The organism is Dyella sp. CR10 (genome assembly GCF_055814425.1).
The window spans coordinates 1,281,528-1,294,489 of the sequence record NZ_CP185986.1; the positions used below are offsets into that span (position 1 = coordinate 1,281,528).

Sequence of the window (12,962 nt, forward strand, 5' to 3'; positions counted from 1 at the left end):
CAGGTCCGATAGGCAGGCACGGCGCGCCTGCCTACAGTGGCCCCCGCCCGCGGTCGGGCGGCGGCTCCACTCCCAGGTACGCCACCCGTCGTTGATCAGGGAATGCCGGCAAAGGACGCCATCACGGGCGGATCGGAGCCGCGGGCAACTCTTATTCGGGACCGGCGGGCCTTGCCTCCACTGGCATGGCCCGCCGCGCCGCGTTCAACTCGAAGGGCTGGCCTACCCCATCGCACCGCGTGGCTCGCGGATGGGCTAGATTCACGCCGGACCGGGGCCGGACGCCGCGGCCACCCAGGGAGACCGGTTTCGATGAGCCAGCGCGATGCCACGCACGTCCAGCCGGGCGCGCCCACCGGCGATATCGAAGGGCTGCGCCGCCATTACCGCCGGCTGCTGTTCGGCGGCGGCGGGCTGCTGAGCCTGCTGATCGTCGTGACCATGCTGGCCGGCGCCGCGTCCCTCGTCGGCGATTTCCACGCGCGGCATCGCCAGGTCTTCCACGACGGACAGGTCGCCATCGACTACTTCCTGGCTCAGCGCGATCGTGCCTACGCCAGCAGCATGAACGCCAACGACCTGCTGTGGGCGACACAGCAGGCGAGCCTTGCCCGCAGCGGTATGGCGCTGGCGCAGGCGTTCGCCGCGCACGGCGAGCAACTGGAAATCGTGGCCGAAGGCAAACTGGCCGCGCCGTGGCTGGCGCTGGGCGACGGCACCGCCGCGATGCCGCCGGAGAAGCTCGCCGCCTACCTGGCGATGCTCAAGGAGTACTCCGCCTATACCGCCGTCACCGTTACCGCGGTACAGGCGCGCGGCGCGATCGTTGCCTATGCCTACGAACCCTCCGGCACGCTGTTCGCCATCACCGGTGTACGCGACGAGGCGCAACTGCTGCAGGCGCTGAAGGTGAGCACGCGCGCGCAGGCTTTCACGCTGCTACGCGAGGGCGAGGCGCATCTGCGAGGTGCACAGCCGCGTACCGGACCGGTCGCCAGCTCGTTCGCGGGCGAGCGCGTCGTGTCCTACTACGGCGTCAACCCGATCACCGGGCAACCGTCGCTGGTCGGCCTGCTGACGCTGAGCGCAGGCGGCAAGCCTTACTTCCGCCGCGTGGTGTTCGAATCGCTGGATTACATCAAGACGCGCCTCGAGGCGTCCACGACGGGCAGCTTCCTGGTGGTGGACGGGCAGGGCCAGCTGGTCCTGGAGCACGGTGCGATACCCGCTGGCGCCGCGGCCGCAGTGGCGGCGGCGCGCGCGCCGGCGCAGAGCGATGCCGCCGTGCGGAGGGAGCATCGCGGTGGTCTGTTTTTCGTGGCCGGTCCCTTGCTCGGCGTGGACTGGACGGTGGCGCACGTCTACACCTGGAGCGACCTGTTCGCCGAGCAGGGCACGAAGCTGGGCGCGCTGGCCGGTGCAGCCGTCCTGCTGCTGGCCTTGCTCTGGATGCTGCTTTCGCGGCTGGATCGCCGCGTCTTCGCTCCCGCGCTGGCCGATGCGTCGCGTGTCTACGCGAGCGAAGCGCTGAGCCGGGTCATCATCGGCACCTCGCCGGTGGGTTTGTGCCTGCTCGACCGCGCCAGCGGCGCGCCGATGGTGGAGAACGACGCCGCTCGCGAACTGGCGGGAACGGCGCCGGCCGACGCCGGCAGCTCGACGCTCTATGCCGATCTCATCGCGCACGTCCAGGCCGAGGGCGCCGCCGAACTGCACGAATTCCAGTGGACGCGCGATACGTCGGACGGCCGCCGCGAACACCTCCAGGTGGGCATGGCGCTGTCCTCGTACCTGGAGCATCCCGTATGGGTGTGCGCGCTGCGGGACGTCACCGCGCAGGCCGAACTGGAGGAAAACCTGCGGCGCGCGCGGCGCGATTCGGAACAGGCGCGCCAGGCTGCCGAATCGGCCAGCCGCGCCAAGAGCGCTTTCGTCGCGACGATGAGCCACGAGATCCGCACGCCGCTCAACGCCGTGCTCGGTCATCTCGAGCTGCTGTCGCGCTCGCGGCTGGAAGCGCCGCAGCGCGAGCGCATCGAACGTATCCGCCTGTCCGCTGACGCCTTGCTGGCGATCATCAGTGACGTACTGGATTTCTCCAAGATCGAAGCCGGTCAGCTCGACATCGCCAACGCGCCGTTCGCCCTGCGCCCGCTGGTGGAGCAGGCCGCGCTGCTGTACGCGCCGGAGGCGCAGCGCAAGGGCGTAAAGCTGTTCTACGCCGTCGACGCATCGCTGGCGCGCAGCTATGTCTCCGACGCGCATCGCATCCGCCAGATCGTCAACAACCTGCTGAGCAACGCAGTGAAGTTCACCGAGTCGGGCCGCATCGTGTTGCGCGTATCGGCGGCGCAGGCGGAGACGCCGCGGCTGCGCTTCCAGGTGATCGATTCGGGTATCGGCATGAACGCCGCGCAGCTGGAGCAGCTGTTCGAACCGTTCACCCAGGCCGATGCGAGCATCTCGCGCCGCTATGGCGGCAGCGGCCTGGGGCTGGCCCTGTGCCGGCAGCTGGCGCGATTGCTCGGCGGCGAGGTGCGCGCCGAAAGCACGGCCGGGGTAGGCAGCGTATTCACGCTGGACTTGCCAGTAGCGCCGGTGCCGGAAACCGCCGCGCCATCACGTCCGCTGCAAGGCCATCGCGTCACCTTGTTGTCGTTCGCGCCCGAGTGGCGCAGCGAGATCGGTGCGCTGCTGTCCGGCTGGGGCGCCACGGTGACGGTGATCGCACAGCCGGTCGAAGCGCCGGCGGAAGGCGAAGTGCTGCTGATCTTCGGCGAGCTGCGTACATGGAGCGAAGACGACGAACGCGCGTTGCTCGCGCGGCATGGCCGCGTCATTCACGCCCACGCCAACGGCCCGCTGGTGCCCGAAGTACGCGACGGCGCGACGTATCTGTCCTGCTACGCGAGCCAGGCGCTGCTGGCAGCGATCCGGCAGGAGCCTGCCACGCGCGAAGACGTGCCGGCGGTGCCGGAACATCGCGGGGATCGCGGCCGCCTGCTGCTGGTAGAAGACCATGCCGTCAATCGCGAGCTGATCCAGCAACAGCTGGAAGAACTCGGCTTCGCCGTCGACAGCGCGGAGAACGGCGAGGAAGCGCTGCGCCGCTGGGAGCCGGCGACGTATGCGGCCGTACTGACCGATATCAGCATGCCGGTGATGGACGGCTATGCGTTCGCGCGCGCCTTGCGCGAGCGCGAACGCGATGTACCGATCCTGGCGATTACCGCGACCGCGCTGGCCAGCGAGCGGGCGCGCTGCAAGGCGGCCGGGATCACCGATCTGCTGCTCAAGCCTTTGTCGCTGGAACGGCTGGATGAAGCGCTTGCGCATCTGGTGCCCGCGCCGGCGGGCGAGCGGGTCGTGCCGCAGCCTGCGCCGGCTGCCGCGCCGCCGCGTTTTCCTGAAAAGGTGCGCCGCGCCTTCGTCGATACCGGACGACATGATCTGATCCGCCTGGACGAGGCGAACCGCGCGCGCGACGGACAGGCCCTGCTCGACATCGTGCACAGCTTCAAAGGCGTCCTGCTGATGATGGGTGAGCGCGATGCCGGCGAGCAGTGCGCGGCGCTCGAAACGCGCCTGCGCGACGAAGGTTCCGGCGTGCCGGCGCAGGATATCCGGCATCTGATCGAACGGCTCGATGCGGTGCTGCGCCGCTTCGAGGCCGAGCTGGAAGCGCAGGTCTAGGCGCGCACGAAATGGGCCGCGTCCGATACTTCGCGTACGGCCGCTTTCCGATGATGCGGGCAACGGACCAGGGGGTCCGATGGAGCCTTGCTCGTGCGCGATCCGATCAGTTATCACCTCATGCGCGCGCCGCAGGATCGCTGGCACGTCTGGCGCGACAAGCAACCGCTGCTGCTGAACTGCGATCTGCACCTGGCGGTGGACATCGCCAACAGTCTCGCCGAGATCGAGGCCCGCGCCGGCGCCAGCGTGAAGGTGCTCTGGCAGGGCTGCCGCTTCGCCTGAGCGGCGCTGCCGCTCGATCCGATTCACTCATCGTTCCGTCCCGGCGGCTTGCCGCCCGGGCCGGAACGTCGCGTTCTCCTTCACCCGGGCCATGACCATGCACGAGCAGCCATCTACAGGAAACACGGAAGCGCCGGTCGCGTGGCGACTGCGGCTTGCCCGCGCGCGTCTGATCAGCAGTGTCGATCACGCGGCGGTGATGGCCAACGTGGCCGACGGCGGCGGCCTCTCGCCACGCTATGCCTTCATGGCGATCATGTCCTGCGGCATCGCCATCCTCGGCCTCTTGCAGTCGTCGGCCGCGGTGGTCATCGGCGCGATGCTCATCTCGCCGCTGATGGGGCCGATCGTGCAGCTGGGCTTTTCGCTGAGCGTGGTGGATTTCCGCATGATGGGGCGCTCGCTGCTCGCTGCTCGCGCTGGCCGCAGGCGTAGGCCTGGCACTGGCGACGGCGATGAGCATCGTATGGCTGTCGCCGCTGAAGGAAGCGACCAGCGAGATCCTCGCGCGCACCCAGCCCACTTTGTTCGATCTGCTGGTGGCCGTTTTCTCCGGTCTTGCCGGCGGCTATGCGGTGATCACCCGCAAGGGCGAGGCCATCGTCGGCGTGGCCATCGCCACCGCGCTGATGCCGCCGTTGGCGGTGGTCGCGTTCGGTCTGGCCACGGGCGACATGGCGATCGCCGGCGGTGCGTTCTTCCTGTTCATGACCAACTTGCTGGCGATCGCGCTCAGCGTCACCCTCATCGCCAAGTGGTATGGCTTCGGCATCGGCAATTCGCCGCAGCACACCGCGTGGCAGGGCGCGGTGATCGTCGGTACCTTCGCGCTGCTGGCCGTGCCGCTGGGCTTCGCCTTGCGCGACATTGCCGAACAGACCGTGGCCGCCAATCAGGCGCGCAGTGTCGTGCAGAGCTATCTGGCCGAGCGTGGCGGCAGCATCGAGCAGCTGAAGACGGAGCGCTCCGGCCAGCGCTATGAGGTGACCGTCGTGGCGATGGTGCCCGCCTATATCGCCGACGCGCAGGCCGAGCTGGGACGACGCCTGTCGCAACGCTTGCGCCGCGACGCCGACGTCGTGGTGCGCCAGACCCTGGAAGCGAGCGACAACCTCAGCCGCGACCGTGCCGACCTGGACGAGCTGCGCCTGCGCGTGAACGAGCTGAGCCAGCTCACCGCGCAACTGCAGCGCCAATCCGCGCCGTGGATCGCCGCCCACGTTCGCGGCGTGCTGGCGGAGCCAGCCGCCGAGGTGGCGGTGGACGCCACGCAGCATCACATCGCCGTGACCTTGCCCGCGAGCGATGCGCTGGACGATGCGGGCATGCAGGCGCTCAAGGCGCGCCTGGAAGCGGTGGAGCAGGGCTGGAGCGTCGAGCTGCAGCGGGCGCCTTTGCCCGAAGAGGCGGTGCCGGCATCTTCCGATCCGGTACCCGCCGCATCGACGCATGCGCCGGCGCCGGCTGCCGGCGTCCGATGAGTTTCCGTGCGGTGCGCTCAGCGTCCGTCGGGTGGCGGCAGCAGCCCCAGTTCCGCCGCGTGCTTGAACAGGTCGGCATCTTTCTCGATGCCGAGCTTGGCCATGCCGCTGACTTTCTGCGTGCTGACGGTCTGCTTGCGACGGTCGAGCTTTTCGGCGATCTCGTTGATGGTGGCGCCGCCCACGTAGAGCGACAGCACTTCTTTCTCGCGCGGCGACAGCTTGGCCGCGGGGCGCGTGGCGCCGCGCGGCGGCGCCAGCGGCGCGATGCTGGGCGACAGATAGCGGCGGCCCACGCGCGCGGCCTGCACCGCGGCCGGTACGTGCGACATGTCGTCGGCTTTGCTGAGGATGTGATCGATGCCTTGCGCGAGCAGCGCATGCACCATCGCGGGCCGATCGATGCCGGTCAGCACCACGATGGCCAGCGCCGGATAACGCCGGCGCAGGAAGGCAAGCAGCTCCATGCCGTCGCCGTAGTCGCCGCCGGGCATCGCGTAGTCGGTCACCAGCACGTCGCAGGCCTGCGCATCGAGCAGCGCCACCAGCTCGGTGGAGTTGCCGGCCGAGCCGATGCGGCGCAGCGTCGGCACATCGTCCAGCGTTGCCTCGACGCCCATGCGGATGACCGGATGATCGTCCGCGACCGCGACCCGGATGAGCGAACTCTGCATGGCGATCTCCTGGAGCGCGTGAGTGCGACGCGTGGCGGCTCCCCCCGACGCGGCGCGTACTATATAGGCCGTCGCGCGGAGCGGGGCAAGCTGGCCGCCGTCCCGATTCTTTCTTCTGCCCGGAGCATCCCGTCGTGAGCATACGCGTCGTCATCGCCGATGATCATCCGGTTCTCCTGGCCGGCATGGAGCACATGCTGTCCGGCGTGCGCGACATGGCCGTCGCCGGCCTGGTGCGCGATTCCACCGGACTGGTGGAGCTGTTGGGCCGGCAGGCGGTGGACGTGGTGGTCACGGACTTCTCCATGCCCAAGGGCCGCTACGGCGACGGCATTGCGTTGTTGCGTTTCCTTGGCCGCCGGTTCCCGCAGGTGCGGCTGGTGGTGCTGACCGGCGTGGAAAGCCCGTGGGTGCTGCGCAGCGTGCTGGATATCGGCGTGCGCGTCATCGTGAGCAAGGCCGATCCGCACGATTGCCTGGAGGTCGCGATCCGCGCCGCGTACGATGGCCGCGATTATCTGTCGCCGGAAGCCGCGCGGCTGGTCGAACAGGCACAGGGCGAAGAGACCCTCGAGACTGGCGGCAAGCTCACCAAGCGCGAAACCGAAGTGCTGAGGATGTTCGCCGAAGGCCTGTCGGTGGCGGAGATCGGCGCGCGCGTCGGACGCAGCCGCAAGACGGTCAGCACGCAAAAGATGTCGGCCATGCGCAAGCTCGGGCTCGAACGCGACGTGGATGTCTTTCAGTACGCCATGGCGCAGGGGTTGATCCAGGCGTCGCAGCAGTCGCGCAGTCACGCCGCTGGCGGCGAGGATGATCGCTGAGCCGCAGACCGAAATGGGCCGAGTCCGATAGTTGGCGCGGCGGCGCGACCCTACCTTTTCCTCTGTCCGGCACCGCCGGGAAAACGCCTTACAGACAGAGGTTTATCGCCATGAACGAGCACTTCGCGGCCAAGGTCGCCACCATGCTGTTGCGCTTCAGCGACATGAGCAAGGCGCAGCAGGACGCTTTCCTCAACGGTTTGAGCCGCTATCTGTTCAACACGCCGGAAGAGCGCGAGCATCTCATCGAGATGTGGCAGCGCAGCCTGCGTACGGCGGCGTAGGCGTAGCGCGAGTGTGATGTCAATCGCGATTCGCGCCGCCGATGAACGCCGCCACGCCCGATTGGGCACCGTCCGATAGTCCTGCAGTCTTGCGCCACTAGGCTTGTGGCTTATCCCGCGTCGCGAGGACGCGTGGCATAAGGCGAGTGCAGGGACGTGAAACGGTTGGAACAAAAACAGGTCGCCGCATTGCTCCTCGACTTCAGCGCGTTGAGCAAGAAGCAGCAGGATGCCTTCCTGGACGGCCTCAATCGCTATCTGTTCGTATCGCCCGGCCAGCGCCAGCAGTTGCGCGTGCACTGGCAGGCGTCGCGCGAGCGCGACGGATCTTCCCCCATCCCTTGAATGCGATGGCCCGGCGCGCGTCACGCGTGCCGTTTTTTTTTGTCCGCGCGATACGCGATGCGGCGCGTGCAAGCGGCCGCGACAAATACGCCGCGTCCGATAGGTCACCAGCCCCTCGTTTCCTACCCTTGATGCGTGCCCGGCGAAGACGCAAGGGCACGCCTGCGAAACATCGGGCATGCGCCTTCGGGGCGGGTGCCAAGGGCCAAGAGAGCCGCTCATCGATCCGATTCGACCACGCGCGACCCGTTCGCGCGCCGGCGGAGTGCGCTCTCGCGAAAGGCATCGACCCATCGACGGAGAAAACATCTATGAACACTATCTATCGCATCGTCTGGAATAGCGTCACCGGTAAATGGGTGGTGGCTTCCGAGCTGGCCAAGAGCCGCACGAAGAAGGCGAAGCGCATTGCAGGCGTGACGGTGGCGATGGCGCTCGGCCTGAGTCTCGGTGGCCATGCGGCCATGGCGCAGAGCGTCGCGGTGGCCGGTGAGTCCTGTACATCGACCGACGGTCAGGTCGGCACGATCGATGCGGCGGGATACTGCGCGGTCAGCACCTCCGGCGGCTTGGGTTTGCGATCGATCGGTACGACGGCCACGGTGGATGACGCTTACATCAAGGTCAATGGTTCTGCGGCCGCTTCCGCGACGGGCACCAATACGATCGCCATCGGCAATGGAGCGCAGTCGAACATCGCGGGAACGGCCAACGGCAATATCGCCATCGGCTCGAATGCCACGAACCAGAACACCGGTAACGGCGCTATCGTGATGGGCGCGGGTGCGACGATTCAGGGCACCAATGGCAACAGTGCCATCACGGGTGCGTACTCCATGGCAATGGGCAGCAGCTCCAATGTGTATGGCAACTACTCGATGGCGATCGGCCCGTATGCCTCGGTGACGCATTCGTACGACATTGCCATCGGCAGCAATGCGTCGGTCACCGGCAACAGTTCCACGGCGCTGGGTTATCGTGCGTCGGCTTCCGCGGACAACGCGGTCGCACTGGGCAGCGGCGCGGTAGCCAATCGCAACAACACGGTGTCTGTGGGTACCGCTACGAGCACGCGCCAGATCGCGAATCTCGGTGCCGGCACGCAGTCCACCGATGCGGTCAATCTGGGCCAGCTGACGCCGGTGGTGGCGGCATTGGGTGGCACGGTCAATGCGAACGGCAGCGTCACCACGCCGACCTACACGGTTCAGGGTACGGGATATAGCGATGTCGCCGGGGCGGTCGGGGCGATCGACGGCAGCGTCACCAGCATCAAGACGGATGTCACGAACCTTGACCAGCGCGTGACGCTCAACGAGGGCAGTATCGCCAACCTGCTGGAAGGCAAGACCGGCCTGGTGCAGCAGGCGGATGCGAACGCAGCCGTGACGGTGGCCGTTGCCACGGGTGGAGCGGCGGTGAACTTCGCCGGCACAGCGGGCGACCGCCAGCTCAAGGGCGTGGCGGCCGGCACCGCGGACAACGACGCGGTGAACGTCGCGCAGCTGAAATCGTCCGGCCTGATCGGCGACAGTGGCAACGTGGCCAATGTAGTGGTCTACGACAGCGCCGCGAAGAATGCGGTGACGCTGGGTGGCGCCATGGCATCCGCGCCGGTGGCGCTGAAGAACGTGGCCGGCGGCGAGCTCAGCAGCACCAGCACCGACGCGGTGAACGGCTCGCAGCTGTACGCGACCAACCAGCAGGTGGCCAAGAACACGGGCGACATCTCCACGATCAACAACCAGTTGAGCAAGGTTGTCGCCAACAACAAGTACATCGACGTCAAGAGTGGCACGTGGTCGACGGATGTCGCCGCGGTAGCGGGCAACGGCTCGACGGCGATCGGTGCGAATGCGCAGGCGGGCGGCATGTCCTCCGTGGCGGTGGGCGGCAACACCATCGCGAACGGTGGCGATTCGACGTCGGTGGGCCGCGGCGCGCAGTCTGGCTTGCAGGCCATGGCGATCGGCGCGAGCGCCCACGCCAACAATCAGGGGGCGGCCGCGCTCGGTTTCCGTGCCGATGCCAGCGGCTTGGCCAGCGTCGCGGCCGGCAATCTTGCCGCTGCATCGGGTGACCGCGCGGTGGCCGTGGGACCGCGCTCCGTCGCTTCGGGCGATTACGCGCTCGCCCTGGGGCCCTGGGCCACTGCCTCGAACAACAACGCCGTCGCCCTGGGTCGGGGTTCGGTGACGGATCGCGACAACAGCGTCTCGGTCGGCGCAGCCGGCAACGAGCGTCAGATCACCCACGTGGCCGACGGCACGGAGGAGACCGATGCGGTGAACGTGCGCCAGCTCAAAGCCGCCGGCCTGGTCGGCAGCGACGGCAGCACGCTCGATGCGGTGGTGTACGACGCCGGTTCCAGCCGTGGCCAGATCACCTTCGGCGGCCTCAACGGCACGCTGCTGACCAACGTGGCGCCGGGCCGCATCGCCGAAGGCAGCATGGATGCCGTCAACGGCAGCCAGCTGTGGGGCGTGCAGAACCAGCTCAACCAGCTGGGCGATCGCGTGACCAACGTCGAGAACAATCTGGTGGCGCAGCCGGTCGCGCCGGTGGATCCGGTGAATCCGATCATAACGCCGGCCGTGCAGGACCCGCACTTCGCCGCCAACGGCGATGCGGCCAAGCCGGCGGTGGCATCGGGTACCGGCAGCGTGGCGGCGGGCGAGAACGCGCAGGCCACCGGCAACGGCAGCACGGCGATCGGCGCCGGCAGCACCGCGTCGGCAGGCAACAGCGTGGCGGTGGGTAGCGGCTCGGTGGCCGACCGCGCCGACACGGTGTCGGTGGGCAGCGCCGGCAGCGAGCGCCAGGTGACCAACGTGGCAGCCGGCACGGCGACCACCGACGCCGCCAACGTGGGTCAGCTCAACGACGTGCGCAACTGGGCGCAGCGCTACACCGACCAGCGTGTGAACGCGCTGGAGCGGAACATCGACAAGGTCAACCGTCGCGCTGCCGCAGGTACGGCCTCGGCCATCGCCATGGCCAACATGCCGCAGGGCTACGCGCCGGGCATGAACACCGTGTCGGCCGGCGTGGGCACCTTCAATGGCCAGAGCGCCATCGCGTTGGGCATGACGGGTATCTCCGAGAGCGGCCGCTGGATCTTCCGCGCCAGTGCCACGGCCAACGGCCAGGGCGACCGCGGTGCCGGCTTCGGCGCGGCGATGGCCTGGTAAGCGATAACGACAACACGATAACGACAGCACGATAACGACAGCACGATGATGAAACCTTGCCCGGACACTGCGGTGTCCGGGCTTTTCTCGTTGCCGGGACAGGCGCGCCGGCAACGAAGGCGGGACGCGAGCCGGAACCTGTCGCATGATCGCGGGCTCGTGCGCCGGATCACCTTGAAAGGAGCAAGCCATGGGTTACTTCGCGGATCATGGACGCCGGCTGCTCGCATGCGTGGCCTTGTCGCTCGGCATCGCCAGCGCGTCGGCAGGCGAGCTGCGCCACTTTCTGTACACCGGCTCCGATGACCTGGCGCGGATCGACACGCTGCTCGAACGCTCCGACATCGCAGGCGTGCAGATCGTCTATAGCTGGAAGTCGCTGGAACCAGAGCGGGGCAGCTACGACTTCTCGGCGATCGAACGCGACCTGGCCTATCTGGAACAGCGGCACAAGCAGCTGTTCGTGCAGGTGCAGGACCGGTTCTTCCTACCCACGGCGCGGCACATCCCCGCATATCTGCTGACCGATCCGGCGTACGGTGGCGGCCTGGTGCGCCAGTCCGACGACTCGGAAGTGAATCCCGGCGGCAGCGGCTGGGTGGCCGAGCAATGGAACTCGGCTTTGCGCAAGCGCTTCCAGGCACTGCTCGCCGCGCTGGCCAAGCGGTTCGACGGCCGTATCGCGGGCATCAACCTGCCGGAAACCGCGATCGACATCGACCGCAAGCGCGACCGTACCGGCTTCAGCTGCGACCGCTACTTCGACGCCACGCTGGAAAACCTGCGTTTCGCCAGGCGGCAGTTCCAGCATGCGGCCGTGGTGCAGTACGTGAACTTCTGGCCGTGCGAATGGAACAACGATCATCGCTACATGTCCCGCCTGTTCGCCGCCGCGGCGCAGGAAGGCATCGGGCTGGGCGGGCCGGACATCGTGCCGTGGAAGAAGGCGCAGATGAAGAACGCGTATCCGTTCTTCCATCAGTACCAGGGCAAGCTGTCACTGGTGGCGATGGCGGTGCAAGAACCGACGTTGCGCTACGTCAATCCGAAAACGGGCAAGCCCTTCACCAAGGACGAGTTCGTCGCATTCGCCGGCGACTACCTGGGCGTGGATGTGATCTTCTGGTCGGTGGAGTCGCCGTGGCTCCACGGCGAGGGACGCTGACCCTCGAACGCCGGCGGCGGGACATTGGGCCGCGTCCGATGTTTCCCCGGGGAGGCTTTGGCGACCATGGATGAGAGTTATCCATCCGTGTTTCCCGCTGTGCGGTGCGCTTCCGGCCACCGCCCACCGTCAAGGAGCCAAGCCATGCGCCAAGCCACGCCTGCGCCGATCCGCGTGATCCTCGCCGACGACCATCCCGTGATCCGCATGGGACTGGGCACCATCATGGAGAACAGCGAATTCCAGGTGGTGGGCGAAGCCTCGTGTCCCGGCGAGCTGTTTTCGCTGCTGCGGGACGTCGAATGCGACGTGCTGGTGACCGATTACCTGATGCCCGGCGACGAGACACCCGACGGCCACCGCATGATCGAGCGCGTACGCGCGGGCTGGCCGACGCTGCCGCTGGTGGTGCTGACCATGCTGCGCAATCCCAGCCTGCTGCGCGCCCTGTGGGCGTCGCGCGTCAATGCGCTGGTGGACAAGACCACCGCCTTGCAGGACATCGTGCCGGCGCTGCGCCTGGCCGCGGGCGGCCACACTTTTCTCAGTGCCAACTACGGCGCGCGCCTGGCCGAATTCAGCAGCGGCGGCGATGCGCTCTCCAGCCGCGAGGCGGACGTGCTGCGCATGCTGGTATCCGGCATGAGCGTGTCGGAGATCGCCCGCAAGCATGGGCGCAGCATCAAGACCATCAGCAAGCAGAAGATGGACGCGATGCGCAAACTCGGGCTGCGTACCGATATGGAACTGCACCGCTACGCGCTGGACGTCGGTTGCTGTGGAGCGGGTCCGGCGATCGCCCATAAAAATGGCCCCCTTGCGGGGGCCAGGCCATCCGTTGGGAAATAGCCTGTCGGGAGGTTGAAAGGGGGGTCAAGACCGTCCCGACGGTGCATGAATACTGGGTGCGGTGTGAAGGCTTCGTCAGTATCTCAACGACTTTTCTTGGCCGACGCGGATTCGTGACGCAGCGCGTGAACAGGCCGTCCGGGCGGGGCGGCACGCTCATTCTTCACAAGC

11 protein-coding genes are annotated in these 12,962 nt (G+C 67.6%); 9 read left to right on the top strand and 2 right to left on the bottom strand.

Going from position 1 to position 12,962, the window contains the following annotated elements:
• Nucleotides 1-312: 312 nt before the first annotated feature.
• Nucleotides 313-3,693 (top strand): hybrid sensor histidine kinase/response regulator, encoded by a 3,381-nt coding sequence (locus tag ACNR9O_RS05915; protein ID WP_473682186.1) that lies wholly within the window; start codon nucleotides 313-315, stop codon nucleotides 3,691-3,693.
• A 93-nt stretch (nucleotides 3,694-3,786) separates the two neighbouring features.
• Nucleotides 3,787-3,978, top strand: a complete 192-nt coding sequence (locus ACNR9O_RS05920) for a hypothetical protein (RefSeq protein ID WP_473682185.1) — start codon at nucleotides 3,787-3,789, stop codon at nucleotides 3,976-3,978.
• Between the two features lie 237 nt (nucleotides 3,979-4,215).
• Here ACNR9O_RS05920 and ACNR9O_RS05925 read toward each other — a convergent pair whose 3' ends face one another.
• Nucleotides 4,216-4,368 carry a hypothetical protein gene (locus tag ACNR9O_RS05925; RefSeq protein ID WP_473682184.1) on the bottom strand — a complete coding sequence of 51 codons (153 nt, stop codon included), beginning with the start codon at nucleotides 4,366-4,368 and terminating at the stop codon, nucleotides 4,216-4,218.
• 20 nt (nucleotides 4,369-4,388) lie between these two features.
• Here ACNR9O_RS05925 and ACNR9O_RS05930 point away from each other — a divergent pair, with 20 nt between their 5' ends.
• Nucleotides 4,389-5,459: a DUF389 domain-containing protein gene (locus ACNR9O_RS05930; protein WP_473688405.1), complete on the top strand. Its 1,071-nt coding sequence runs from the start codon at nucleotides 4,389-4,391 to the stop codon at nucleotides 5,457-5,459.
• 17 nt (nucleotides 5,460-5,476) lie between these two features.
• Here ACNR9O_RS05930 and ACNR9O_RS05935 read toward each other — a convergent pair whose 3' ends face one another.
• On the bottom strand, nucleotides 5,477-6,133 hold the full coding sequence (locus ACNR9O_RS05935; protein WP_473682183.1) for a response regulator: 657 nt from the start codon (nucleotides 6,131-6,133) through the stop codon (nucleotides 5,477-5,479).
• A 134-nt stretch (nucleotides 6,134-6,267) separates the two neighbouring features.
• Here ACNR9O_RS05935 and ACNR9O_RS05940 point away from each other — a divergent pair, with 134 nt between their 5' ends.
• The 6 genes from ACNR9O_RS05940 to ACNR9O_RS05965 all read left to right on the top strand — a co-directional run bounded on the left by ACNR9O_RS05940 (nucleotide 6,268) and on the right by ACNR9O_RS05965 (nucleotide 12,791).
• Nucleotides 6,268-6,957, top strand: a complete 690-nt coding sequence (locus ACNR9O_RS05940) for a response regulator (protein ID WP_473682182.1) — start codon at nucleotides 6,268-6,270, stop codon at nucleotides 6,955-6,957.
• Nucleotides 6,958-7,067: 110 nt separating this feature from the next.
• Nucleotides 7,068-7,241, top strand: coding sequence for a hypothetical protein (locus ACNR9O_RS05945; RefSeq protein WP_473682181.1), 174 nt, complete (start codon nucleotides 7,068-7,070; stop codon nucleotides 7,239-7,241).
• A 156-nt stretch (nucleotides 7,242-7,397) separates the two neighbouring features.
• On the top strand, nucleotides 7,398-7,586 hold the full coding sequence (locus tag ACNR9O_RS05950; protein WP_473682180.1) for a hypothetical protein: 189 nt from the start codon (nucleotides 7,398-7,400) through the stop codon (nucleotides 7,584-7,586).
• Between the two features lie 311 nt (nucleotides 7,587-7,897).
• On the top strand, nucleotides 7,898-10,777 hold the full coding sequence (locus ACNR9O_RS05955) for an ESPR-type extended signal peptide-containing protein (protein WP_473682179.1): 2,880 nt from the start codon (nucleotides 7,898-7,900) through the stop codon (nucleotides 10,775-10,777).
• Nucleotides 10,778-10,967: 190 nt separating this feature from the next.
• Nucleotides 10,968-11,942, top strand: a complete 975-nt coding sequence (locus tag ACNR9O_RS05960) for a hypothetical protein (RefSeq protein ID WP_473682178.1) — start codon at nucleotides 10,968-10,970, stop codon at nucleotides 11,940-11,942.
• Nucleotides 11,943-12,086: 144 nt separating this feature from the next.
• Complete coding sequence (locus ACNR9O_RS05965; protein ID WP_473682177.1) at nucleotides 12,087-12,791, top strand: response regulator; 705 nt, start codon at nucleotides 12,087-12,089, stop codon at nucleotides 12,789-12,791.
• Nucleotides 12,792-12,962 lie beyond the last annotated feature (171 nt).

What these genes read in the sequence shown, in the direction of transcription:
- ACNR9O_RS05915 (WP_473682186.1), top strand. Translation starts at nt 313, where the DNA reads ATGAGCCAGCGCGATGCCACGCACGTCCAGCCGGGCGCGCCCACCGGC.
- ACNR9O_RS05925 (WP_473682184.1), bottom strand. Translation starts at nt 4,368, where the DNA reads ATGCGGAAATCCACCACGCTCAGCGAAAAGCCCAGCTGCACGATCGGC.
- ACNR9O_RS05935 (WP_473682183.1), bottom strand. Translation starts at nt 6,133, where the DNA reads ATGCAGAGTTCGCTCATCCGGGTCGCGGTCGCGGACGATCATCCGGTC.
- ACNR9O_RS05945 (WP_473682181.1), top strand. Translation starts at nt 7,068, where the DNA reads ATGAACGAGCACTTCGCGGCCAAGGTCGCCACCATGCTGTTGCGCTTC.
- ACNR9O_RS05955 (WP_473682179.1), top strand. Translation starts at nt 7,898, where the DNA reads ATGAACACTATCTATCGCATCGTCTGGAATAGCGTCACCGGTAAATGG.
- ACNR9O_RS05960 (WP_473682178.1), top strand. Translation starts at nt 10,968, where the DNA reads ATGGGTTACTTCGCGGATCATGGACGCCGGCTGCTCGCATGCGTGGCC.
- ACNR9O_RS05965 (WP_473682177.1), top strand. Translation starts at nt 12,087, where the DNA reads ATGCGCCAAGCCACGCCTGCGCCGATCCGCGTGATCCTCGCCGACGAC.